26 protein-coding genes and 1 tRNA gene are annotated in these 25444 nt (G+C 40.6%); 24 read left to right on the top strand and 3 right to left on the bottom strand.

Going from position 1 to position 25444, the window contains the following annotated elements; all coding sequences use genetic code 11:
* The 7 genes from H1S01_RS15540 to H1S01_RS15510 form a co-directional block, all read left to right on the top strand.
* The coding region (locus tag H1S01_RS15540; RefSeq protein WP_243237371.1) for a DNA polymerase A family protein at positions 1-987 on the top strand (987 nt) is incomplete at its 5' end.
* Positions 966-1901 carry a hypothetical protein gene (locus H1S01_RS15535; RefSeq protein ID WP_188041332.1) on the top strand — a complete coding sequence of 312 codons (936 nt, stop codon included), beginning with the start codon at positions 966-968 and terminating at the stop codon, positions 1899-1901. The genes H1S01_RS15540 and H1S01_RS15535, both read left to right, overlap by 22 nt.
* Positions 1901-2233, top strand: coding sequence for a PDDEXK family nuclease (locus H1S01_RS15530; RefSeq protein ID WP_188041331.1), 333 nt, complete (start codon positions 1901-1903; stop codon positions 2231-2233). Before H1S01_RS15535 ends, H1S01_RS15530 begins: the two co-directional genes overlap by 1 nt.
* Positions 2233-2685, top strand: a complete 453-nt coding sequence (locus H1S01_RS15525; RefSeq protein ID WP_188041330.1) for a 4Fe-4S cluster-binding domain-containing protein — start codon at positions 2233-2235, stop codon at positions 2683-2685. Before H1S01_RS15530 ends, H1S01_RS15525 begins: the two co-directional genes overlap by 1 nt.
* Positions 2682-4589, top strand: coding sequence for an anaerobic ribonucleoside-triphosphate reductase (locus H1S01_RS15520; protein ID WP_188041329.1), 1908 nt, complete (start codon positions 2682-2684; stop codon positions 4587-4589). Before H1S01_RS15525 ends, H1S01_RS15520 begins: the two co-directional genes overlap by 4 nt.
* Before the next feature lie 11 nt (positions 4590-4600).
* A complete protein-coding gene (gene dut / locus H1S01_RS15515) occupies positions 4601-5092 on the top strand; it encodes a dUTP diphosphatase (protein ID WP_188041328.1) in 492 nt (163 codons plus the stop codon).
* The gene (locus H1S01_RS15510; protein WP_188041327.1) at positions 5085-5999 is read left to right on the top strand and encodes an FAD-dependent thymidylate synthase; all 915 of its coding nucleotides are present in this window, start codon (positions 5085-5087) and stop codon (positions 5997-5999) included. The genes dut and H1S01_RS15510 overlap by 8 nt, the downstream gene beginning before the upstream one ends.
* A 1-nt stretch (position 6000) precedes the next feature.
* Here the strand turns inward: H1S01_RS15510 and H1S01_RS15505 are convergent, their stop codons facing one another.
* Positions 6001-6210, bottom strand: coding sequence for an SHOCT domain-containing protein (locus tag H1S01_RS15505; RefSeq protein WP_188041326.1), 210 nt, complete (start codon positions 6208-6210; stop codon positions 6001-6003).
* Between the two features lie 79 nt (positions 6211-6289).
* Here H1S01_RS15505 and H1S01_RS15500 point away from each other — a divergent pair, with 79 nt between their 5' ends.
* From H1S01_RS15500 to H1S01_RS15475, 6 genes are all read left to right on the top strand, one after another.
* Entirely contained in the window at positions 6290-7450 is a 1161-nt protein-coding gene (locus H1S01_RS15500; protein WP_188041325.1) for a DNA-methyltransferase, read from the top strand.
* Positions 7450-7665, top strand: a complete 216-nt coding sequence (locus H1S01_RS15495) for a hypothetical protein (RefSeq protein WP_188041324.1) — start codon at positions 7450-7452, stop codon at positions 7663-7665. The genes H1S01_RS15500 and H1S01_RS15495 overlap by 1 nt, the downstream gene beginning before the upstream one ends.
* Positions 7665-8201: an AAA family ATPase gene (locus H1S01_RS15490; protein ID WP_207732372.1), complete on the top strand. Its 537-nt coding sequence runs from the start codon at positions 7665-7667 to the stop codon at positions 8199-8201. Before H1S01_RS15495 ends, H1S01_RS15490 begins: the two co-directional genes overlap by 1 nt.
* 39 nt (positions 8202-8240) lie before the next feature.
* On the top strand, positions 8241-8555 hold the full coding sequence (locus H1S01_RS15485) for a sigma factor-like helix-turn-helix DNA-binding protein (protein WP_243237370.1): 315 nt from the start codon (positions 8241-8243) through the stop codon (positions 8553-8555).
* Positions 8556-8557: 2 nt separating this feature from the next.
* The gene (locus H1S01_RS15480; RefSeq protein ID WP_188041323.1) at positions 8558-8923 is read left to right on the top strand and encodes a hypothetical protein; all 366 of its coding nucleotides are present in this window, start codon (positions 8558-8560) and stop codon (positions 8921-8923) included.
* Positions 8924-10024: 1101 nt separating this feature from the next.
* Complete coding sequence (locus H1S01_RS15475) at positions 10025-10717, top strand: DUF6338 family protein (RefSeq protein ID WP_188041322.1); 693 nt, start codon at positions 10025-10027, stop codon at positions 10715-10717.
* A 23-nt stretch (positions 10718-10740) separates the two neighbouring features.
* Here H1S01_RS15475 and H1S01_RS15470 read toward each other — a convergent pair whose 3' ends face one another.
* A complete protein-coding gene (locus tag H1S01_RS15470; RefSeq protein WP_188041321.1) occupies positions 10741-10995 on the bottom strand; it encodes a hypothetical protein in 255 nt (84 codons plus the stop codon).
* A 645-nt stretch (positions 10996-11640) separates the two neighbouring features.
* Here H1S01_RS15470 and H1S01_RS15465 point away from each other — a divergent pair.
* The 3 genes from H1S01_RS15465 (at position 11641) to H1S01_RS15455 (ending at position 14997) form a co-directional block, all read left to right on the top strand.
* Positions 11641-12588 carry a HEPN domain-containing protein gene (locus H1S01_RS15465; protein ID WP_188041320.1) on the top strand — a complete coding sequence of 316 codons (948 nt, stop codon included), beginning with the start codon at positions 11641-11643 and terminating at the stop codon, positions 12586-12588.
* 330 nt (positions 12589-12918) lie between these two features.
* Entirely contained in the window at positions 12919-14091 is a 1173-nt protein-coding gene (locus H1S01_RS15460) for a tyrosine-type recombinase/integrase (RefSeq protein WP_188041319.1), read from the top strand.
* Between the two features lie 78 nt (positions 14092-14169).
* Positions 14170-14997 (top strand): HNH endonuclease, encoded by an 828-nt coding sequence (locus H1S01_RS15455; protein WP_188041318.1) that lies wholly within the window; start codon positions 14170-14172, stop codon positions 14995-14997.
* A 458-nt stretch (positions 14998-15455) separates the two neighbouring features.
* Here H1S01_RS15455 and H1S01_RS15450 read toward each other — a convergent pair.
* Positions 15456-15531: transfer RNA gene (locus H1S01_RS15450), tRNA-Thr, on the bottom strand.
* 820 nt (positions 15532-16351) lie between these two features.
* On the opposite strand from H1S01_RS15450, the gene H1S01_RS15445 reads away from it, so the two are divergent.
* From H1S01_RS15445 to H1S01_RS15410, 8 genes are all read left to right on the top strand, one after another.
* A complete protein-coding gene (locus H1S01_RS15445) occupies positions 16352-17053 on the top strand; it encodes a hypothetical protein (protein ID WP_188041317.1) in 702 nt (233 codons plus the stop codon).
* Positions 17054-17670: 617 nt separating this feature from the next.
* Positions 17671-18384, top strand: a complete 714-nt coding sequence (locus H1S01_RS15440) for a hypothetical protein (protein ID WP_188041316.1) — start codon at positions 17671-17673, stop codon at positions 18382-18384.
* Between the two features lie 34 nt (positions 18385-18418).
* Positions 18419-19066: a hypothetical protein gene (locus H1S01_RS15435; protein ID WP_188041315.1), complete on the top strand. Its 648-nt coding sequence runs from the start codon at positions 18419-18421 to the stop codon at positions 19064-19066.
* Positions 19067-19246: 180 nt separating this feature from the next.
* On the top strand, positions 19247-19507 hold the full coding sequence (locus H1S01_RS15430; protein ID WP_188041314.1) for a hypothetical protein: 261 nt from the start codon (positions 19247-19249) through the stop codon (positions 19505-19507).
* Between the two features lie 307 nt (positions 19508-19814).
* Entirely contained in the window at positions 19815-21374 is a 1560-nt protein-coding gene (locus H1S01_RS15425) for a hypothetical protein (RefSeq protein WP_188041313.1), read from the top strand.
* 505 nt (positions 21375-21879) lie between these two features.
* Positions 21880-22122 (top strand): hypothetical protein, encoded by a 243-nt coding sequence (locus tag H1S01_RS15420; RefSeq protein ID WP_188041312.1) that lies wholly within the window; start codon positions 21880-21882, stop codon positions 22120-22122.
* 406 nt (positions 22123-22528) lie between these two features.
* Positions 22529-23758: a hypothetical protein gene (locus H1S01_RS15415; RefSeq protein ID WP_188041311.1), complete on the top strand. Its 1230-nt coding sequence runs from the start codon at positions 22529-22531 to the stop codon at positions 23756-23758.
* Positions 23759-23867: 109 nt separating this feature from the next.
* Positions 23868-25346 carry a beta/alpha barrel domain-containing protein gene (locus H1S01_RS15410; RefSeq protein ID WP_188041310.1) on the top strand — a complete coding sequence of 493 codons (1479 nt, stop codon included), beginning with the start codon at positions 23868-23870 and terminating at the stop codon, positions 25344-25346.
* Positions 25347-25444: the final 98 nt, after the last annotated feature.

Raw genomic sequence — 25444 nt, 5'->3', positions numbered from 1 at the left:
TTACCGGAACGGATTAAATCGGATGGCCGGATTCATGGCTCATTTAATCAGGTGGCTACCGTGACTGGCCGGTTCTCTAGCAACGAGCCGAACCTGCAAAATCTGCCGACGAAAGCACGGAAATTGATGATAGCTCCACCTGGCAAACTTCTAATTGGTAGTGACTTTTCACAGATTGAACCTCGGGTACTAGCCCATATTAGCGGCGATAAACATCTTCAAGAGCCATATTTGAACGGTCAGGATTTATATTCGACACTGGCCAGCCGTGTATTTAAGAAGCCTATCGAGGAATGCAGCGATGGGTCAAAGTACCGGAAAATGATGAAGGTCGGGCTTCTCGCTGTGATGTATGGTACGAGTATGCACACGCTATCCAGCCAGCTTGAGATCAAGGTAGATGAGGCCCACCAGTTCATTCGTGACTTTTTTAGAACCTACCCACAAGTCCATGCCTTCATTAAAGATACTCATGAGTTTGCCAAAGAAAACGAATACGTGGAAACCCTGTATGGACGAAAAAGAAGATTCCCTGGTCATCGCCAGAAAGCGAAGGTCTATGAATCCCTCGCCAAGCAAATCTGTCAGATTCTCAAAGTGGATGAACTACCCCTAAACATCTGGCGAAACAATGACATCCCTCGCGACCTCAAACGGAAATTCTACGATGTTAAAGGCGATGTGGAATCAGCCCGACGGCAGAGCGTGAATGCCATCATTCAGGGAACGGCCGCTGATGTAATGAAGCGTGCGATGCTCAACCTGCATCAATATTGTAGTCGCCGGGGCTGGGCTCTTTGCGGCACAGTCCATGACGAAGCGTTGATGATGGTGGATAATACCGTTACCGAGTGTGATGTGAAGGAAATTGAGGCGTGTATGACCTCAGCGGCTTCACTGAACGTACCATTAAAAGTCGATACAGAGATCATGCGACGATGGGGTGAAGGGGTAAAGAAAGGGGAGTGGTTTTCATCGGCAGCTTAGTCAATCGGGTTGGAGCCAAGGAACTCCGGCAGGAAGTTTTATCGGATGCTAACGATCGCGGCCTAGAGTTGACCAAGGCTATCCTCAATCACTTCGATGCGATTCATTCGATTCAGGAGCCTAACGATGATGAGATCGAAAAGTATCTTCTGATGGATGAGTTGGATGGTTTGAACAGCGACACAACCAAGTTAGGGTTCCAAAAGGGAGGCATTACCTTCTCGCCTTCATCGGCCTACAAATGTGAACGGGAACTTTATTTCAAGGTTAAAAAAGTGGAAGCCTCTTTTGTCGACCGATTTCCCTATCAAAGAAGATGGTCCCGCAATGGCTCAGCGGTTCACCGGGCGATGCAGCGAGATTTGCTGTATGCTGAGACCCACCTGGATGGACCGCAGTTTACGGTGGTACGGACGAAAACCACCAACCGACCGGCATGGGAAAAGAACATTCGGCAGGTTAGGCAGTTTGAACACAGCGGCCAGCGGTTTCAGCTGTACGGCATGATGGATGGCGTCCTTCAATATCAACCGGATGGCACCAAGATTGGGCTGGAGTTTAAGACCAAGTCAACGACGCTTGGCGTTATCGGCGAATACAAGATGAAAGATGCCCAAGCCGATCACAAAGAACAGTGTGTCGCCTATTCGTTATTATTCGGCCTCGATGAGTTCCTCATTGTGTATGAATCACTGGCAAAAGACAGCTGGACCAAAGGGGCGGAAGCCAAGCCGGACATGCGAGCCTTTTATATGAAGGTAACCGATGATGATCGAAATCAACTGTTGGATAAATTCGCAGATGTAGCCGGGATGTGTTACGCCAATGAACTGCCTCGGGCCATGGTAGAGAAATGCTTCTTCTGCTTGTATAAGCCGCACTGCCATCAGGTAAATGCTCGGGTGGCGGCCTAATGGGGCGCACGAATTATCAGCGAGGCTATGAAATTGAACGGAAGATTGTTCATGAGTTGACCGAGCGAGGGTTCTTAGTGGTGAGGTCTGCGGGTTCACACTCCAAGGTGGATGTACTGGGTATCAGCCGCCGTCGCATCTTGGCGGTACAGTCCAAGCGAACCAAACGGCTCTCCATGGCGGCCTATCGAAAAGAAATCGCTGAGATTCAATCGACCATTAAAGAACATGACATTGATGAAGTGATTGACTTTGAGTTCTGGGTATGGGTGGACAGGCAGGGGTTTCGGAAGTGGAAAGTAACAGCGGATAGCGTATCGGAGGTGGCGTGATGGCCACGGTTCGGATTGCTGGCTTCAATGATTTGAACACATCGGACGCTGACGGCATCGCCTTTAGTATTTTCTTTCAAGGATGCCATCGGCGGTGTCCCGGCTGTCACAATACTGAACTGCAACTATTTGACGGTGGGGAAGAGATGGATACCGACGAGATTATCCTACGAATCCGAGCTAAACAACGATTCTATGATGCAGTGGTCTTTGTTGGCGGAGAGCCGCTGAACCAGCCTGATGCATTGAAGGTATTGTTGGCAGCAGTCAAATCCATCGGGTTGAGCACATGGCTGTACACCGGAAATAACATTTTCTCGATTTCCGACGATATTAACGACCTATGCGATGTAATCATTGCCGGGGAATACCGTCAGGACTTACACACTGGCGGATTACCGGCCAGTTCCAACCAAATCGTACTTGACCGGCGGAAGGAGAAGGTGGCTTGAAGATATCACTGACGTTTGAACCAGGGTTCGATACGCTCTATCAGAAGTTCGCTAAAGACCCCGTAGGGTTAAAGATGTTGGAACTGGAAGGAATCAGCCCAAACAAAGTCGATGTGGGGCAGATGTCTCACGACTACTTTACCAAGCGATTGGCCGATGCCAGCGTCGATCAGAACGCTAACTCCAATGAGGAGCTCTCGGCCAACAACTATCAGGCAGAAGTCACCAAAGGTATCTTGAAGTTGGAAGGGTACTATCTGCTGTGGCGATACAGCAAGAAACGCTTTGGTCTTCATCGGGCCAACAAGCTGATATCGGCGATCTGGCGGGGAGAGTTATATTTTCACGATAGCTCTGGGCAAGGAATTCAGATTCCGTACTGTTTCGCTTTTTCCACGGCAAACTTGATGATTGAGGGTCGGCCCTATGGGCAATTGCGAAGTCTGCCGCCCAAACGCTCGGACAGTTTTATGGCTCAAGTGACCGAAGTCGTGATGGACCTAAGTCAAGAGTTCGCAGGTGCGGTGGCTCCCGGAGACCTCATCGTCAACCTTGCGTGGTATCTCAAACAGGAAGGACGCAATCCGGAAAATACGGATGACCGAGAGTACATCGTCAACCTCTGGCAGAAGTTTGTTCACGTTGCCAACAACAAGTTTCGAACGAGTGGGCAATCACCGTTTTCTAACGTATCTATCTTTGACCGTGAAAACCTCACCAAACTTTTTTCCGAATATCGCTACCCCGATGGCTCGGAAGTTGATGTTGAGTACATCATGGAAATCCAGAAAATCATCGCCGAGTTCTTTGCCAACGGTGATCCTTCAACCGGCCTGCCATACCGGTTCCCGGTTATGACGGCAAATATGTGTGTAGATGAGAATCGGCGGCCGTTGGATGAAGATTTCCTAAACTTTATCAGCCAAATCAACGTCAAACTTGGTGTGCTGAACATCTACGCGAACGAAGGCTCTAAGATTGCAATGTGTTGCCGCTACGTCAATGATACCGAACGGATGAGCTACCGGGCCGACAGCTTCGGGAACGGTGGACTCAACATCGGCTCCCATCGGGTAGTCACCATCAACTTCCCTCGGCTGGCGTTAGATGCCCGAGATGAAAAGCATTTTTTCGAGCTGTTGGATCGTAGGGCGAGAATGGCGAGGGATCTGCTGTTGGTTCACCGGGAAGAAATACTACGTCGACGGGTAGAAAAAGGCTTCCTCAAGTTTTTCAAACCGCTCGGCTGGTTCTCGCTGGAAATGCTGTTCTCTACCATCGGAATCCATGGTCAGTATGAGATGTGTGAATTTATGGGGATGCCCATGGAGAGCAAAGAGGGTCAGGCGTTTACCGAAAAGGTACTGAAGCGGACGGAGGAATATGTCCAAATTTTCAGCCGTGGAACAGGTCATTCCTTCAACACCGAGGAAATCCCTGCGGAGAGCACAGCGGTGACATTGGCGAAAAAAGACCGGTTGCTTTATCGGAAACTACAGCCCTTTGAATTGTACTCAAACCAGTACGTTCCCTTAATCGCGGATATGGGAACCACCGATCGCATTCACCTGACCGGTCGTTTCATGAAGCACGTTAGCGGCGGAGGCATCTTGCATCTCAATGTTCAGGAACGGATTACCGACCCTATTATGATGAAACTCATCCTGATTTCCTTATCAGAGGGAGTTGAACACTTTGCCATCAACTATGGATTCGGGGTTTGTGCCAGTGGTCATACGCCCATAGTTGGGACCGGAAAAAGCTGTCCCATCTGTGGGGAACCCATTGTTGACTATATGACACGGGTGATTGGGTACTTCACAAAGGTTTCTTCTTGGGGAGATGTTCGGAAGAATTACGAGTATCCGAAGCGGCAGTTTAATGAACTAAAACAAGCAGGGTAGGAGGGACCGGATTGAAAATCGCAGTGAAGAAACTTCACCCTGATGCCATCATTCCAGAGCAACAAACATCACATGCCAGTGGATTTGATCTCCACATGCTTGATGCACTGATTTCATCAAATCAACCGTATGGACGTATTGAGGCGATTCAACTTTATCCGGGACAGCGGATGCTGATTCGAACCGGTATTGCTGTTCAACTGCCACGTGGAATAGAAGCTCAAGTTCGTCCGAGAAGCGGATTGGCTCTTAAGAAGGGAATCACGGTTCTTAACTCACCGGGTACGATTGATGCGGACTACACCGGAGACATCGGCGTAATCGTAATTAATCACAGCAACGATGACGTTGAGATTTCGAAAGGTGACCGAATTGCCCAACTGGTTTTCCAGCCGATATTTCACAATATCACACTGACCGAAGTAGATGAGCTTCAACCGACAAAAAGAGGGGATAACGGATTTGGCCATACCGGAATAGAAGGGAGCAAAGCGATTGCCTAAATTTATGATTGACCTCAATCCTATCTGCTGGAATGAGCGCATCCATCTTGAACCGGAAAGGATCAACGACATCCGTAACCTAGAACGCTTCATTAATGAGAACTTCGTCAACGAAGGATTCACACCGATCCAGCACAGCCGAGTGATCGCATTGCGTGCCACCGATAAAGGCAGGAAGTCCAGTGCCTTCGCATCGGCCTTGTATCTCGGCAAATATGACGATATGGGGAATACCAACCGGTTCCTTAATGGCATGGTCAAGGCCGGTCATTCCTATGAGCCCATCCGAGGAGAAACCGTAACCTTCCTTTTTATAGGTGTAAGCAAGACGGCCTACGACCACCTCATCACCTACACCATCCGCAATCGCCGGATCGCTGGTGGATTCCGAGCGAACAAACCATGGAGTTTTGTGGTTCCATATGAAGCAAAAGATCCATGGCTATACCATCGAATGTTGGAAGAGCAACTGGGCAGATGCGAACAGCTTCGAAAAGAGCACCCGGAAGAATCACTACAAGCCATTCGATCGCTGTATCCCATGGGAGTGATGATGCCACCGTTCATGTTGGATTTTTCCGAGGAAGCCCTGGTGAAGAATGTGTTCAAGCAACGGATCTGGGAACGAGGTGCTCAAGGGGAAACCCGCGATGTGGTTAACTCCATGTTTGAGGCTGTCCGCACTCTGGATACCGAGAAGTGGGATACATTACGGGAATACCACGGTCCCCATATCGAGGGTCATAACCGAGCGATGTGTAAACTTCGAGAACAGCGGCCCACCCTGCGCCAATTGGTGTCCAAAAATAAAAACGCCCAGGCCAATATAATGGACCTGGACGTGTATGAGCTGCTGATGGATACCGTTGGGAAGTCGCCAAGGACGATGTGGGATAGAGCCGGATAAATCATAGTCTCTTTTTGGTTACCCTAAGGCTCTTTCGAATTTCTCGTAACTGTTGAAAAGTAATTTCACCTTTTGCGTATTTTCTTTTTGCCACTTGTTCAGGAGAAAAGTAGCTTTTATATGTAAGGACTCCACTAAATAAGAGTAAAAAAGGAATTCCAAGTACAAGTATAAGCTCCGGAACTGAAATATCAGGAAGATAACTAGACATTCTGAATCACCCTCCCCTGAACGACCTTAAACAATTATAACATGTTAAGCATTTATCGATACAGACAGGAGGTTGTCTCTTGACAGCAAATGTTTTCAAAAATGCAGTTTTGCAGGGGGATAGCCTTGATATTTTATGCACTATCCCGGATAACTCCATTGATTCCTGCGTAACCGATCCACCTTACGGCCTTTCCAAAGAACCGAATATCCGTGAAGTTCTCTCGAAATGGATGGCTGGCGAGGATTACACCCACCAGGCCAAAGGATTCATGGGTAAGTCCTGGGACTCATTTGTCCCGGGACCCGCCATCTGGCGGGAAGTGTTTCGCGTACTCAAACCCGGCGGCCATATCCTGTGCTTCTCTGGTACACGAACGCAAGACCTGATGTCCGTCGCCCTTCGAATGGCCGGTTTTGAGATCAGAGATGTAATCGAATGGCTATACACCAGTGGCTTCCCGAAAAGCATGGATGTTAGCAAAGCCTTCGATAAGCGAGCCGGGGTTAAACGGCATATCATCGGCGAACGGGAAGTACCGGATAAGCGCAACGGCCACGGTAGGGCGTATGGATCGTCTTTGTTCGCTGGTGAACAGACAGGCAAGATCGTTCATTACATTACCGAACCAGCGACTGAACTCGCTAAGAAATGGGATGGATGGGTTACATCGATCAAGCCAGCACATGAGCCAGTAATCATGGCGAGAAAGCCTATGCTTGGTAATACCTGCGAGAACGTTGAGCTTTACGGTACTGGCGCAGTCAACATCCGGGACTGCCGAGTTTCATCAGAACAATCGGAAGAAGGCCGATTCCCGGCTAACTGCGTGACTACCGATGATGACGAGTGGTACAGCCAATTCTTCAACATCACTCCCAAAGAAATATCAAAGAAGTCCAGTAAGAAAGACCGCAACAGCGACTGGCAAGGTAACGTCATTGACCTTGAAGAACGGCGAACCTATCCCGGCACCGGCCGTGGCGTCATAAACAGCAAGTATACCATGGACGGCCGTGAACGAAAGCCCGTTAAAAGCCGCAACCATCACCCAACGGTAAAGCCCGTTGATTTGATGGCATGGCTGATTAAGTTGGTCACCCCACCGGGAGGCATCGTCCTTGACCCATTCGGGGGAAGCGGCAGCACGGCGGTCGCAGCTAGAAAGAATGGATTTGACTTCATATTAATTGAACGCGAAGAAGACTATGCCGAAGTGGCAAGAGCGAGGGCGTGCTGATGGGAAAAGTGATTGATTACCACAAGGCTTTGGCACTGGCAGAAGGGGAGGCCCGGTTGTTCATTACCTTCGTGAATGGCATGGCCAGACTACGAAAGTCTCACAGTTTTTCAGAACAAGACATTGAGTATTACCAACGTCTGACGAAAAGACTTAACCTTCTCAAGCAATGGGAAGCCTTCGACCTACAACATTCTGAAAGGAAGATTGCATAATGAAAATCGCTTTAACAGGGAAGATGCGTTCCGGCAAGGATGCCGCTGCCGATTACTTGGTGGATCACTATGGCTTTAAGAAATTCGCCTTCGGCGACGCCATTCGCAACCTCTGTAAAGAACTCTTCCCAAGTGCTGACCAAGACGGAAAACCTCGTGAACTATACCAAAATGTAGGACAAGCCCTTCGAGACGTCGACCCCGACGTATGGGTGAACTATGTACTACGGCAAATCGAAAGGGAAACTGGGCCAGATGATGATATCGTCATTACCGACCTCCGCCAGTGGAATGAATATTTCTCCGTTCTGGAAGCTGGTTTTGATGTAGTGAAGATCAATTCCTCTGCGACCACGCGGATTCAGCGTATGAAGCGATTGGGTGAGCCGATTCAACTGGCTCAATTTAACCATGAGACGGAAAAGTTCGTCGAGCAGATTGACGTTGATTTCGAGATTACTAATGAAGGTACTTTGAAAGAACTACACTGCTTAATCGACAATGCTTTACTTCATATAGATGAGGAGGTGGCGTAACTGGGGAAAGTCATTGATTTCTCGGCCAAGGAACGGCGATTGGATGATGCCTATCCATTAGACAGCGAACGGGGAATCTATGCTTTGCTCACTCAACTTCACCATGTCCGTGAATCCCGCTTCCTCCGTGGTGATTACGACGCTAGTTTGTTATTGCTGGATTTAGCGCAATCCATTGAAGAAGCAAACTTGACCCATCGCCAGAAGCAGGCGTTGAGGCTGGTCTTCATTAATGACTTCATTCAAAAGGACGCAGCCCACTGGATGAATATCTCTCAACAGGCAGTCAGCGACCACGTTCGATCGGCTATTCAACGAATTGCTCAGGTAAATGAAGGGAAAGAGGTGGCATGATGGTGTTCACAGCAGAGACCAATTATAAGGAGTCTTTCTCAAAAGCAGTGGCCCACCTGGCTACTCAAGACATGCCGGTTCAATGGCGGATCAAAGCCGTAGATGATCTCATTGAGGTGTATGTGAAGCAGGTTGGTGAGGTTCCCGATGGCGATCAGCTGGAACGGCTGACTAATTACATTCTTCGAGATTCAAAGAACCAGCCCGATAAGGTCAGCAACACAGAATACCCCGTATTCAGCGAATGGCAACAAAAACATCGCTCCCGACGGGAAATTCCACTGGAGTATGTTGGTGGGTTGCCTGTTGAAGCCAAGCGAGTGGGAATTCGGTTGAAGCATCGACATAAACAAAAGAGGATCGCTTAACGGCGGTCCTCTCCCCTAAAAACCCCACGCCAAATAAGCGACGGTTGTGAGATTAAAGAACCCTCGCTTGATATGTGGTCGGACTTATCTCTCGGGTACGGATGGGCGGACTTCGCTGTTGGTTGTTGGGGCAAACTGACCTCTAAATTACTGGCCAAGTCACCTATCAGCTGTTTGGGCAAACTGCCCTCTCTGCGGTATGGGCGAAGTTCGCTGTTTACCTATCGGCAAAACTGGCATGGCCGATGGTTTCGGTAACGTGGCCGGATTTCGCCAAGTGGTGTCGGCATAGTAAGCCATCCAGATTGCCGATCACGATCGCCACCGGTAATCCTGCAAAATGTTCTAAGAACTATATTTACTTAGAATAATTTGCAGGTTACGTTGCCATGGTATTTCACCCGGGAATCTGAATTTGCGGTCATTGTTGAGACCACCCCAGCTCCCCATAGCCCGACTGGAAGCAACGCTTCCCATATTCGATTTTCGAAGAACTGGTGCTTCAGCTTTTGCCCCTTATCGACCTCCCTCTGGTTGAGAATTCGGGCAAGACTGTTATTCCAGTTAGGCAGACCTCCTTCGTTGGTGAACTTGATTTGTAGCTGTCTTTAATTGAAGGAACCCAGCCATCAACCGTTAAAACTCCCCCTTATAATCCGGCCCATCATGCACTGAACCGAGATGTGAGATAACTGAAGCAAAATGCTTGTCGTTGATTCGACGGTAAAAGAATCATTGCGGAATTATTTTTTAATTTTTTGTTGGGACCAGATATCGCTCGATACCCACTCCTCCCTTGCTGCTGGCCCCTCATACACCGGGCCATTATTGAGATATATGAATCAAAATGCGTGTCGTGTTGATTTCAACGGTGAAAAATCATTTGCGGAATTAAATTTTTAATTTTTAGTTGGGGCCGTTATTACTCGATATTCATTCCTCCTTGGTGGGCGGTTGCCGCAGTAACATCATCGCTCTAGTGGGGGAGGAAGTCAACACGATTACGGACAGTTCAAAGAAAATAAATGCTGGAAAGAAATCATTGGAATTGATACAATTGGATTGGTTGAAAACTAAAAAAAATAATATGGTGGTGAGAAAATGACTCAAAATATAATTAATATTCTGTTATTTATAATGCCAGGAACTTTGGTTAATTTTATTGCAGAAAACATATTTGGAAACGCTGGTCATAAAAAAAGTGATTTTGAGAAGTTGTTAGAAGGAGTTTTTTTAAGTCTTCCAATTACCGCCGTGACATATTGCATAATAGTAATTATTAATTACTTTATGGTAATGTACTTTAATGGTTCTTGGTGGACGCTATCATCAATTACAGAAATTGAAGAGTGGTTAAAAATACCAAAACATTTAATTCTTTATGCTGGTATTAGCACTTTAATATCTTTTTTATCAGCTAAAATAGCTGTTGCTATGAGAGATAAAAATTCCTATATAACAAAGAAAATAAATAATATAAGAAGTAAGTTAGGGATGGGGAAACTAACAGGAGCCGAAACCGTTTGGGATGATCTTGTTAATAATGATAAAGATATTGTCGTTACTCTAGTAACAAAGGATGGTGTAAAATACAAAGGTTTTTTGGCTACCTTCTCTGAAAGTGGTGATAAACCTAGAGAAATATTGATTGAGAGACTTAAAGAGGTACAATTTTTTGAAGACTACTTTGACTTTGAAAATATAGATTCAGTCTACTTTAATTTTGATTCAGGAACAACATTATTAATCCATGACATGAGCAGATATGAGTTATATAAAAATGCTAATACGTAATAAGGTTATTTACATAAGCATAGTCACCGTCTTTTTGTTATTGCACGAAACATACCTTTTTTCTTTAAACCTTTAATACTGCTACCCGAAGCAACGACTGTAACTGGGATGTTTGCACAACCAGAAACTATAATTCGTACTTTACCCATAACTTCTTTATTATTATCTTTTGAACTTTTGCTAATACTTAATCTTTTAGGATTGTTAGAAGGAGCCGATTCAAGTGTTCTCTTGAGTTTAATCATAGCTTTATTATCGTATTTATTTTTTCTAACCATACTAATCACCTTTTTTTCTTTAGAATAGAGGTTCCGTATCATCCCACTGTTTTAATAGACTTTTATATTAAGTGGGACAAATGTAAGTATTGACATACCGTGGGTTAATATCGACTTGGGCTAGAGGTATTGAGAAGAATTGTAAAAAATAAATTAGGAGTGAAACTTGTGTATAATGACTTATATAGTGTTATGGCGCTAGTCACGTCTAGTATTTCTCTAATAGTTTCCATAATCCTTCTTAACAAAGTTACTAATATTTCCTTCAAACTAAAAGAAAGAAAAAATTTGTACACTAGTATAGAAGGTAGACGAGGCAGGGCAGTTACTAAAAAACGTGATAATAAATAAATCAAATAGCCATTTTTGTTAAAAAAACTACCTCTAGAGGTACCCACTCTTTTGTACTTCTTGGTATATTAAGTTCACTTGTTGAATCGGGGAAATATAAGGATTAGAACTAAATTTCCTTAAGCTCCCTTTATCAACGTAAAGAAAAGAATTATAATTCATCCGGCCAAACATTCGACTATAAGTGGGGCAACGAAATCAACCAATTTTTTTTGATAATAGTTGTGCCTCATGACTACGATAGGCATCGTGTAACATAATTAAATGACGAATAATCCGGAGGTTGAATTAATTATGAATTATTACTTTATCACAAGAATACACCATTTTTCAGTAAAAAAGGTATTGAACAATGGAATGAAAATCGTAAACAATTTACGGTTAAGTAACGGTTCTAGAATAATTAATAGTTTTTTCAGTAACGATGATTTTATTACGAGTATTGGTACCTTAGAGTATAACCACATTTGTAGTGGAGAATATATATATTCTATAAATGATAGTGATTGTCTACAGGGTTCAGATGGTAGTGGATTTTTAAACCAACAATTAAAGTTAGTTCAACTTTTTTCTAATTGTCTATGGTTAATTAAAGATAATAGTGTTAACAACGAACTTGGTTTCTTATTGGAAGTTGACAAGAATCCTATAAAGATATACTCAAATCAAATGAGTGCTATGTTCGTTAATGCTTCCGGTGAACGCTTGGACGTACAGTTTACCGAAGAAGAAGTAAAAAAATCTGTAGAACTAGTGGAACTGTTATTTGAGTTGTACAATCTTGATTCTAGTAAAACTACTCCAGGGATGTATAGAGAAGCTAACAGAATACATAGATTTTTTTATTTTTTACAAGGAGCTAGAACTCAAAACTTTTTACCAAATAGAATTGCATTATACTGTACAATGCTTGAAACTTTGTTGTCAACTGACTCAATTGAGATTTCTCACAAGATATCTGAAAGAACTTCTAAGATTATAGAAAAAACGTTGGATAAACGACAAGAATGTTTCGATATTATTAAAAATGCGTACTCTGTGCGATCCGCATCTGTTCATGGTGATAATTTACCTAAAAAGTTTCGAAATAAAGATAAATTAAAAGAGTTATCCGTAGATTTAGACGATATTTTACGAAGATTAATATACTCAATTATCAATGACAAAGAAATGTTAAACATGTATAAGCTTGATAATAAGAATGATTTAAATAACTGGTTTTTAGAACTAACATTGAAATAAATTTATTCTAACAAAGGTGAAAATTAAATTAGTGTTCAGATAAACTGGATATTTGGTTATAACGAAGCCCCTGCCTCCTCAGCTGACGATACTTATTTATTTGACCATAGTGGTATAGTAGGGCATAACTTCCCAATTAACACCCCCCCCAACAATTCCTCCAATGGTAGTATCTGCTTAACTCCCCAACCATAATCCCACGACCATTACGTTGACATACTATGGCCGGAATCATCAAAAATTTAACTTGGATAAAACGAAAATACGAGATAACCTACACCTGCCTCCCTCGAAATCAGTCGATCAAACAGAAGGAGCAGGTGTTTCTTTATGACCTCCCAACGCAACAAACCCGGACAAGGCTCAGTCTACCAGCGAAAAGACGGCTACTTTGTAGCCCAAGTCCACATCGGCCAAGAAGATAACGGAAAAGGGAAATACGCTCGTCGAACTTTCAAAACAGAGGGCGAAGCCCTACAATGGCGTGACCAAGCATTAGTCGAATATCGCCAAGGCATCTTCGTTATTCCCACCACAGTAACCTTCGCAGAATGGCTCGACATCTGGCTTGACCAATATGTAAAGCCAAACGTGCGTCCTAAAACTTGGGAGTCATACGAGTACATCATCCGGCTTCATTTGAAGCCGAAGTTGGGTAACGTGAAGGTACAGGCGTTGCAGACGACGCAATTGCAGAAGCTCCTTAACGAAAAACGGCAATCGGGTCTCGCAACGAGAACGGTTGAACTGATTCTCACGACTGCTCGAACGGCATTAAAACAAGCCATCCATGATGGACTAATCGCCAAGAACGTATCTGAACATGTACGTAAACCCAAACCGTCCCCCAAGCAAATCAGTGTCTTCACCTTAGATCAAATGAAGGAATTTATGTTTATCGCCGAAGAGGACAGGTTATGGATCGCCTTCAAACTGCTGCTCGGAACTGGGATGAGGGTGGGGGAGTTACTGGCCTTAAAGTGGGGAGATATCGATCTTGACCGTGCTCATATCGATGTGACCAAAGGGACAGTACTGGTTAAGAACCAACATGGCCCCAACAAGACCCACCAGATAATCCAAGAGCCTAAAACGAAAAACGGCTACCGGAGGATTCCGATAACCGAGGATTTGGTTAGACAGTTGAAAAGGTGGCACTTCCTTCAATATTTTGAGAAGAAAACGGGGGAAGAGAAGTACGAGGATAGCGGGCTGGTCGTTACAACCAAAGAGGGAAAGATGGTCTCGCAGCGAAATCTCGCTACAAAATTCCATCGGTTACTGGACAAGGCCGAAATTCCGAAGACCAATCTGCACTCATTAAGGCACACCTACGCGACCCGACTGCTTGAGGCTGGTGTTCATCCGAAGGTTGTGCAGGAACTGCTGGGCCATGGGAGTATTCGGATCACGCTGGACACCTACAGTCACGTGCTCCCCGATGTCAAGAAACAGGCGATCGATAAAATAGAGGGGATGTTGAGTCCGAGGAAGATGGGGTAGTGAATAGTTAAACAAAGAAGGAATAATTGGCGAATTTATAGAATACCATCCTTTATTAATTGTTAAAGGATGGTATTAATGTCCAACAAAATGTTTGAAATGAATTACTACGCTACATACTATTTTGTAGATATTGTAAATAATGTTATAATGAATGGCGGTATGGATTATGCACCTACCTTGAATGAATTCTTTGAAAATGGAACTTTCTTTTATCCATTTGAAAAAAATAGTATTTTACACGAATTTATATATTGGGCTATAGAGCGTATATTGCTAGATGAAAATGACCTAAAGTCATTTGAAAAAATTGATGAAAATAATTATTTCGAATACGAATTCAAAGTAAACTTATTTATGAAGAAACACGATATTTCACATATTTCATTTGCTAAGTGGTTTAATACTGTTAATGAATATGAAAAAACTATTAATGAAGACTGCCTTGTTGCATACTTTGACTACTTAAAAGAAGGTCCGTTACATACATTGTTAACTCAAACAACAGAAGAAGTATTTTACATATTATTTCAAAACAGGGCATTTCTAAAAGAATTTAATATGCATATTGCTTTCTACATTAGTAATACAGAGATCAAAAATTTGTCAACTGAAGACAAAAAGTATTTCGAAAAGGATGGTATCTTAAAAAGAGATAATATACCTAAATGGGTTAGAAAAGCGATATTTTTTAGAGATCGAGGACATTGTTGCTGCTGTAATAGGGACTTAACAGGTTTGATTTCTCTAATAGATTTAGAACCAACAATGGATCATATTGTACCATTAGCTGAAGGTGGGAGTAACGATATTAGCAATTTACAGTTACTATGTAAAACCTGTAATTCAAGAAAGAATGATGTAGCAATAACATATAATTTGTATCAATTATGGTATGAGAAATAGATTTAGTATACGTTTATTTGAGTAAGTTTTTTCCGTGTCGGCAATGGAGAGGAACACCCGTACCCCACACCGAGCCACGTTCCCACCGTAGCTATATTACGCCTCCAACGAAAGAAACCGCCCATCAGCCCCAACGCTGCAAGCGGTTCCCCTTAACGCATATAAAACCGGCCCAGGCCCACAACAGCCTCGCCGGTTTTTTTACTTTTGCCGTGTCGGCAATGGGGAGGGAGCGTGGCCCGTACCGGGCCTCGTTAAATCATCGTAATCATCATCGTCAAAACACCCTACCGGAAACGCAAAAAACCGCCGTCAGCACACTGCCTCCGTCGGTTTCCCCTGCGTACCGGGCCATTTCAACCCCATGGCTTCACCAGAGATGCCCCTCCGTAACTACGACCGTAACCACATTTTGGTTCTCTCTTCCACCTGGTGATCCTGCTAACCCGCATATGTAGTGGAGCCGGCGACAGGACTTGAACCCGCAACCTACTGATTACAAGTCAGTTGCTCTACCTGTTGAGCTACGCCGGCGAGTCAAGTTAAGTTTTCATCTGTGATAAAGTGAGATAGAAGCCGTAAAATCATGAGAATAGTGGAGTAAACGGGAAATTCCGAACGTGATCCGCTTTGACAATCTCGGGTGCGTTTAATCTAAGTTCAATATACGTTGAGATACTGATTACAAGTCAGTTGCTCTACCAGTTGAGCTACGCCGACGAGCCAAGTTAAGAAATCTCCAATTTAGTTGGGTGCATTAATCAATAATCAGGGGGTATCTCCATGAGTAAATTGGAGGTCATGGATTTAGTGCATACCCCCAATAAATGGACAAGCTAGAGATGTATAATCTCAGTGTAATGAACGTTGGAACAACTGATTACAAGTCAGTTGCTCTACCTGTTGGAAGACGGTCTTTCTTTGGGTTAGATTATAGACAATTTTTGAAAGTTTGAACAGAGAGTAATTTGTGGGATAACAGGTCGGCATTGCTTGGGAGAAGAAGGGGTTAAGTTAAGGGAGCACGGAATGAAAGGCCCGCTGATCAAGGCGAGGTTTTTTGGTGTCAGCGATTTCGTTTAGGGGGCAGCGTTAGGGGAACTACAGTGGGACTACAGGGGTTTGGGGGGGGTATTGAGTTGACTAATAGTTCTATGGGGGCAGTAGGGTATACGTTATTGTCGTTCACATGAGGGGAACGAAAGATGAATTGGGATATCGTTTGTTTTAAACGAAAAATAAATTTGTCACGATAAATTGCTAATATATCCCAATAGTTTCTTGACAAAATTCTATCCTTATAATATATTCGAGAAATGGTAATGTTAGAGAAAACTGAAAGGAGTATACAGGTATGTTGTCGAGAGATAAATTGTTAAAGATCGTTGCTTTTATTTTATCGACTCTAATGATACCCTTATTGCTACAATTCATTAGTGATCGTGGTAACCAACAGCGAGAAATTGAATCCCTATTGAAACAAGCAAATCAACAATATGAAATAGGTGAGTATAAACCGGCATTGATTACTTATGAAACAGCAATAGAAAAAATGAAAACGGAAAATGTCAGTTATGAGAAAAAGAAAGATGCTGCTAAAAATTATTTTAATAATATTAATGATTGTTTTAGTAAAGTAATGAAGCAAGTAGAACCAGAAAAAAACATTAAAGTTTTAGAATCGCTTATTTTTACATACGAATTTTTAATAAAATATTGCGATGATATAGAAATTTGTGTAGATCCCGATAGTGATTTAGATAACGTCTCACCGTTTATTAAAAAGAAGGTTGATTTAGCAGACTTATGTAATGATGCAATAATACAATACAATAACATGTCGTTGCAAGAATTGAATAAAAATAAAGATAAGATATTGAAAATTATTAAATTAGGAAACGAAATGTATATTGATGCTATAGGAGAATGTAATCTAGAAGTAAATAGTAAAGAGGTCGCTTCAAGTAAAATTATCAACCAAATTTCTGCCAAACAAATAAAATACAAATCAAACTTTAATATTTTATTAGATAAATTAAATGTTAAAGAACTTTAACAGCAACTTTAAGGCTTCATGGGTACCCTAACCCCAGAAGGTGGCGAAGATGGCCGACAATTACGATCTGACTTCTGTACCCGGTAAGTGTCCGAAGCCTTTAATACCTCTCATAAGTTTATAAGAACATCGAGTTTACGGGGAAAGTTCTTAAAGCCTTACCATATGACGACGATAGAAGAATATTCGATTAGCGTTCAGACAGTCCGGCCAACGGTCGGCTGTTTCTTTATCCCCTGTCAATGCATAAGTTTGCCTAACATCGCTCTTTCAACGTAAAAACACCGCCAATAATCAGCCAAAATCCCCCAAACCCCACATAAGGCCGCTGTTATGCCCATGTTCAGTTTGACCGATGTTGTGGTATGAATGGTATGGTTGGTTGTAATGGAGGTTACTAGAGTGGATTGTTGTAAATCGGATTTCAGACGGTTAAAGAAATACAGGAATCATTTCCAATAATCACATACTAAGGAGGATTTACTAATTCCTTTCACGAAGAGATTAATCGGAGTGAATTTCAGAAGGTCTTTTGTCGATAATAATGGGGTATTCAATTACATAAACAGATAAAGAATATTGATTATTTTACAAAGTTTATCGGGGGAGATGAGTGTATGGAAATTGGAGATTTAAAAAGTATGAATGAAGGGGCGGTAACACTATTAGATGTTCTTGGCTGGAAAGGTGTTTGGCAAAGAAACCCTAATGCTATTAAAGATCTAAAAACTCTAATAAACGATATTTCCATAAGAGCAAGAGATATGGTTAGCGAAGATAGATATAAATCAGCTAATTTTCAGTTTATGAAAAACCTCAAAATAGAAATAAAGAGTATATCCGACACTATAGCTTTAATTACGTATGGAAAACCTGAAGACTCTTTGATATTTCAAGCACTCCTTTCTGGAATGCTCATTACTAAAAGTATCAAATTAGGATTACCCCTTAGAGGTGCTACCAGTTGGGGGAAGATGATTTCGGAAGATAATATATTCGTCGGACCAGCAATAGACGAGGTAGCATCTTGGTATGAGTCTGTAAACTGGATTGGAGTAATATTTACCCCTTCTGCTCTCTGGAGAATTTCCGACAACTTAAAAATAAAAAACTTGCTAATTAAACAAAATGTAAATGTTAAATCGATAGGATTGTTTGAAACCTATTGTGTAAATTGGCCTAATGTATGGAAATACGATGGAAATAGTGATGAGAACTTAAGAAAAGTATTTATAAATATGGGTCCTATTACTCCGGATATTGGTCAAAAGCTAGCAAATTCACTAAATTTCTACGAAACGAATAAAAGTAATTATTTAGATTTTATTTAACAAAGATTAAATACAAAATATAGGGGGATCAAAAGTGCGACAAGTTAACGATAATAATATGCCATATTTTAATCAAGAATTAGTTGATCTTATTTGCACAGAAAAAAGGGAACATATAAAAGATACAGAAGATAATAATAAAGCCACAGATCAGATTCATAGGGTTTTTCAAGATTCACCTTATTTTAACGAAGTAAATAGAAATACAGAAAAAGAAGATGCTATTTCTAACACCATTAAAGCTATATGTTATAGCTATTTTAAACTTCTTGATACGCTTCAATTAACTGATAATCAAATACAACTTGATTATTTTATACTTAATGATCTAACTGATAGGTTTTGGAAAGATGTAAAAAATATTCACTCGTACGATAAAATAACCACTCATCGAATTTCAGGATACTTATGTTATTGGATATGTAAATTAAGGCCATTATCTGTAATAGATCAAACGATTCTTAATAAAGATAACTTATCGATTAATGTAATGAATGAGCTGTTGGCTGTGTTTTGTGTAATCGGTAGACTTAACGCACATTTAATTGATTCTAATTCTAATAAGCGAATTAAGATCAGTGCTAATTTCATGAACAGTCTTTTGTATACATTAAGATACAGTCCCTTAAATCCTGAGCTTTTATCTTTAATATTTACCTTACTTGAGGAAACATCACAATAATAAGTAGTTGTTATAAAGCAACTCAATTATTGTAAATCTCCCCCATATCCACACACATCGACTTCGCCACCACCGGAGAGGTCGCTTTTAATTTTGGGGCATCCTAAACCCCGGAGGTGATGCGTCTTCATCCAGGAATGGCTTGAATCTCGACGGCAGCGGAAGAGGGAAGAAGATGAGGTGGCTTTGGCCAACATTAATGACAAGTGTGAGAGAAGTGCCACGTTAGCCAAAGACCTCGAGTTTTTCCAAGAGCAAATCGAAGCCGCAGGGCTGACTGTTCCGAACAGCGTTCAGGAATTATTAAAGGAAAGCCTTGAGAAATCGAGCAATCGGGCCGAGCTGTTTTGTGATCAGCGTGAACAGATTAAGAAGAGCATCCACTGGCCTCCCAGCGATCTCGCCGTTACTGGCGGGGTCGTTTGCTTATTTTTCGCCTAAAAACCCCCACACCCCACATAAGGCCGCTGTAATGGCCCACGTCCGATTTGCCCCCATTCTGGTATGAATGGTATGGTAGGGAGGTTTGGAGGGCACACAGGTCATTCTGCTGGGTTGGGTTTGATGGGTGAAGGAAATAATTAGGTGAAATCCACTGGTATTAAATTAACACTTTGTTCAACTTCCAGTAAGAATATGAATTCAGTGGGACGTGAGTAGTAAATCACCTCAGATTGTTAAGGATAAAAAAGGATAATCGCAGAAGGTGGCGAATAATTGCAATAAGATATCTTTTGGGGGCGTTAATATGACAATTCCCAAAATAGCCGTATTTTTTGGAGCTGGTGCTGAAATAGGTTACGGCTTGCCGAACGGCGGAAGGTTTGCGTTGGATCTTTTTAGAATGCCGCTTGATAGCGATAAAAATTTTTTTAAGGAGCAAATAAAGAGCATACAAAACACGTCTATTTATGCATCAAAGTGGATGCCTAAAAACTATCATAATAAAAGGATTCACGTATTTGGCAAAGGGGAGTTTGAAGGTTTAATCGCGTCTAGTTTAGAGTATAAAAGGGACTATATACTTGATTATTTCGATAAGTTTGATGAAAAAGTGGCTAAAGTTCTTGAAAAGTGGTACATCAAGGAAGATGTACTCTGTGCTAAATTTAAGGAAAATACGAATTTTGATATCGGCGGAGTGTCGTACGGGCAAGTAATTCGTTTGAACAAGACTCTTGCTCAAGAAGTGTCTTTATTTAATTCAGAGTATTTCTCTGCTTTTATAAAACTTTTAGAAATCAACAATCAGAATAGAAATCTTAAAAAAATTGTGCGAGCGTTCTTGGAGCTTCTCGTAGGAGCTTTCGGTCAAAATTTAATCTCAAAATTAAATGAAGAGTTATTTGAGGATGCCCCTGATGCATTATCTGTATTCGATGATCTATCCGGAGTTTTTAGTATCGATTATAGAAGCGTTGGACAAACAGGCATGGAAATTGTCCTCGAAGAAGAAGTTATACATGTAGATAAAGACAGTTTTGTATTAGATGTTTTCTACACTTTAGGGTATCTAATACTTGAAGATATTTATTCTGGGGCAATTGATTACCAGGCTTTAATAGATAGTCATTATAGATATTTATACAATCCAAAGGCTCAGTGGGCAAAGTTTTGTAGGATTTGTATTTTCTTGCATTGTGTCCGTAGGTATATTACCGAAAAAGTTACGGTAGATATGAATAAGCTTTCTAGCGGTCCTGGTTTTTACCATGATTTAATTAATTTATCAGACATGTCTGAACTAGTCGCAATCGGAACAACTAACTATAATAGTTTTGTCTCCCAAGTAATTAAAGAAACACCGCTTTCAAAAAAACCAGTTTATCATTTGAACGGAAGTGTCGATGATTATTATGACCCGTACTTAAATACGATTTACACAGGACTTACTGAAAAACAAGTATCCCAACACAGTCACATATTGGTTCCGCTAATATTTACACAGAGTGGAATTAAGCCATTGACATCAGTAACCATGGCTCGTCGTTACGTTGAGTTATACGATGACTTTATGAAAGCAGATTATATCGTCTCTATCGGATTTGGTTTTAACGGAGATGACGGACATATAAACGGATTAGTTAGATCGTTAATCGAGGATAAAAACAAGAAACTGTGTATCCTTTACCACGGTAATGAAAGCATTGCCACGGCTAAAAAGACACTTCAAGAAAAATTACGTTTAACCTCTGGCAATAATATCCACATATTAAATGTTGATGATAATCGGAATGTTGATGGGGTGCCGTGGTACCAAGCTTTGCTACAATTAGTGATTAAAAAGCCCAATCAACAAACCGGTTAAACACTAGACCGGCAAAGTGTTCCCACAAACTTTCCACCGCGACTTCGCCACCACCGACGAGGTCGCTTTTTTACAGTCACTAGCATCAGCCAGTAGTGAAATCGCTGGGCATCCTAACCCCGGAGATGATACATCTTCATCCAGGAATGGCTTGAATCTCGACGGCAGAAAAAGCGAGATACCTTCCAAAAAATCGTAGATAGCATGGATGATAGTCGCCAAGAGCAATTAAAACTTGCGGATGACATCGAAGGATTCTTGGTCCAGATAAAAAGCCAAGACTACCCTATACCACAGAGTGTTCTAGAATTTTTGGAGAGAGGCTTAAGCCAAGCAAGAGGACGAGCCGCAGGTTATGAAGAAATGCAGGAAACAATCAAAGAAGAACATCTTCACTGAAATGTCTGCGACTTCGCCACTAACAGCGAGGTCGCTTTTATTTTTGTAGCCCAACTGACAAATCCGCCAATAATCCTGGGCATCCTAACGCACGGAGGTGGGATTATTGTTTGAGTGGCTTGGGGAACGACGCCAAATGCGAACGGCTAGAGAAATATCCATCATAACCGAAGAAGCTGCTCGTTGTGAGAAGGCTTCAAATGAAATAGAAGAATTCCTACTGCGGGTTAATTCAGCTGGTATAGAAATACCAGAGATGCTTCGAGAGCAAATTGACGAAGACTTAGCCACTTATAAAGCTTTAGCTACCGCATTTCGAAAAGACCTCGAAAAACTCAACAACCACTGAACCTCTCAACGATCTCGCCGTTACTGGCGGGGTCGTTTTTTTTTGCGTTTTACATAGTAGATGAGTTTTTGAGGGATAAGGGAGCCTTTTTGTGGGGGTGGGAGGGGTAGGTGAGCCAAAACTCATCTTCAATTGGTGTATGAGCAGACGAGTTCTATCAAAGAAGGTTCTCATATCATACTGGTAAGTCTCATTATCAGGAGGTCAATGAAAAGCATCGTTTATTTTGCAGGATTTTCAATTTATACATAGAAGTAAATAGCAGTAATTGATTTGTTATTTATGGAAGATTGTCGTTGTAAATAAACTAACAAAATATTAACAATCATTATTAATTGCTCAGATGTTATTTTATAGATGTATTTTTCTATTTAGCTATATATCATAGTTTAAATCGGGGGTTGTTATGAGATATAAGATAAAAGCTTTTTTTGAGATGGATTGGTTAGAATATTATCAGTTATTAGTTAAACGCATCAACGCAGAGATTAATATGCAAACAAAAGAATATATATTGAGTATCGATGAAGAGGAATATAAGAAATTTTTATTTGAAACATATCGTCTTGAAAAAATATATATTGATTATAACAATGAAAATATTGGTCATCCCGAGACAAGGGTAAGAAATTTAGATGATCGGTTTTTACGTAAAATACGCGTCGAAGAATATTATTTTACTGTCACGTATCCATTTTTAGGATCTCCAGAATTATTTATGGTTAAACCCACTCGATTTTATCATAAAACACAAGAAATACTTGTAGATGATATTAATTATCTTGTAAGTTTTGACTTTGCATTTAATAAAATGAATAAAGATCCCCATGCTTTCGAAATTGAAAAACAAGGTTGTTATTGTAGAGCTTTTGAAAATGTTTCTTTCTTAAATGAGGATGTGGAAAAATGGAATAAAGAGCTGCATTATTTGATATCAAATATATTCAACTCAATAAAAGATAAATATAAATCGGAAAGAGACTTTTTTGCTGCTATCAACGTAAAAGTAAATAAGAACACCGAGACAGTTTTTTCTACTCCTATAATAAAGAAAAAAGATGTTCCCCGCCCAAGTGTTTCCGATAACAAAGAGTTTTCTTCCGAACCGACGATGAGTTTGGAAATGTATTTAGACGTCATAAAAGTAATATATGAGGCAGGAAAAAGCATGGAAAAAAAGCCGTCTTTATATATAGATAAAGACGAAGAAGGGCTAAGAGATCAAATTCTCTTTTTATTAGAAACGCGGTACGAAGGTATAACTGCGACAGGTGAGACTTTTAATAGAGCCGGAAAAACGGATATATTATTAAAGTATGCGGACGACAACTCTAATTTATTTGTTGCAGAATGTAAGTTTTGGAAAGGTGCATCAGAACTTAATAAAGCTATTAATCAACTATTTGAAAGATATTTAACTTGGCGAGATTCAAAAACAGCCTTAATCTTTTTTGTTAAAAATCAATCTTTTACGCAAGTGTTAAATATAATAAAAAACGAATCTAAAAAACATAAATATTTTTCATCTGAAAAGAATAATCGGGGCGAAAGTTCCTTTGCTTATGAATTTTTTTTACCCCAAGATAGAGAAAAACGAGTGTTTTTAGAGATTATTGCATTTCATTTTGATAAATAAATCTTCTCTGAAGAAGTGCTAATTATAGTGCAGCCTGTATTACATGGATAAACTGATGGAACGTAATATTTATGCCTAAAACTATTATAATGTTTTTTGGGGGTAACAAATGGAGAATTTTCAAATGGACCATATAAAAAAAGCTTTAGAAGAACTAATTGGGTTTGATTTAATATACGAGTTAGATAATTCGACTGATTTTATTAATATTCAAATGGAAGTTAAATCTCCTTTTTTTACTGTATTGAATGATCCCTCAGTTCATGCATCTTTTTTTACTATAGCCTCAAAGTATCTTAATTCCGCCCGAAAAAAAGAAACTTGGTTACCATCATATACGACGGCTTTTATAGAAAACATCTGTCAGCAATATCTTAGTTTTGTGTTCTATAACAATAAAGATAATGATTATTCATATGAACAATATTTATTCTTCGAAACTCTTAAATCAGTTAGTAATAAAACTTACGAGGGTATTCCCGCGAATTTAGGACTTTTATTATTTCCTAATCAAGAAATCGAAGAAATTAAGCATATAATAAACTCACTAGAACTTGATTTTATTCAATTAAATAGCAATGAAAAACTCGATTTTTACATAAAAAACAAACAAACTTATAAAATTATTGATGGATATTCTTTAGCTTTCATAGTAAATGGAAATTTTGAGATTCTGGGAATAACCAGAAAAAAAGTTAATGGTAAAAGCATAAAGGACTTAGTTCTTAACAGGCTTCATGATTTAAGTATTCATCATCATAATCTATATATAGCTAGTTTATATAAGCAAACAGCTATAAAAGCTCCAGGTTTAGAAGCTTCTATCAGGAATAAAGTCATCAAAACATGTAACGATGAGTTAAAACAAATAGTATCAAAAATGAACTTTCCTGACTATTTCTTTATTGAGGTTAGAAGTGGTAATATAAACGTACATTTATTAGAAGATGTCTTTTTTTCAATTGTTAATAACAAATGGAAACTAAAATATTTTCAGTTCATGAAGTTTCTTCTAACCAATAACAACGGCCTTTCCAGAAGAATTTTTGGCGAAAAATTCTTTTACGCTTCAGATAGTTCATTTCCGACGAGCATCGTTAACGATAAATGTAAACATTTAGTCGAATCAGTAAACAAATTTATTTCTATTGTTAGATACGCATCAGAAAACAATATTGGATCACTTTTTCTCATACTGGCTGTAAATGAATTTGAAGTTAATAAATACATTACGAAGGACTACATTGATATACCTTTACCAGATGAGTTACTTTTACATTATAAAAAAACAAATAATCAGCTTGCCGTTGTATTAAATATGAATGATTGTAAATTAAATCTTAAATCTTGTGATAAATATTTATTCGTATTGTTATCGTCAGTAGATGGTTCCGTAATATTAGACTCGAACTTCAATATTCTTTCTTTCGGGGAATTGATTAATTCGTCTGGTGAGGTATCACCATCAGAACAAGGTGCGAGAACAGCTGCAGCCCTAGCAGCGTCAAAGTTTGGCACGGCTATAAAAGTATCAGAAGATGGTAATATATCTGTCTATCATTCTCAAAAAAAGTTAATGGAGATATAAAGTTTGAATTAAGTTAATATTATTGTACCCCACCACCCACAGCCCACCTATTGAATAGACAGGCAGTTCAGCCCACCGTGGTTGGACTGCTTTTTTAT

Source organism: Heliobacterium chlorum (assembly GCF_014502795.1).
GTDB classification, from domain to species: Bacteria; Bacillota; Desulfitobacteriia; order Heliobacteriales; family Heliobacteriaceae; genus Heliobacterium; species Heliobacterium chlorum.
This window is presented reverse-complemented; position numbering and strand designations above follow the sequence as displayed.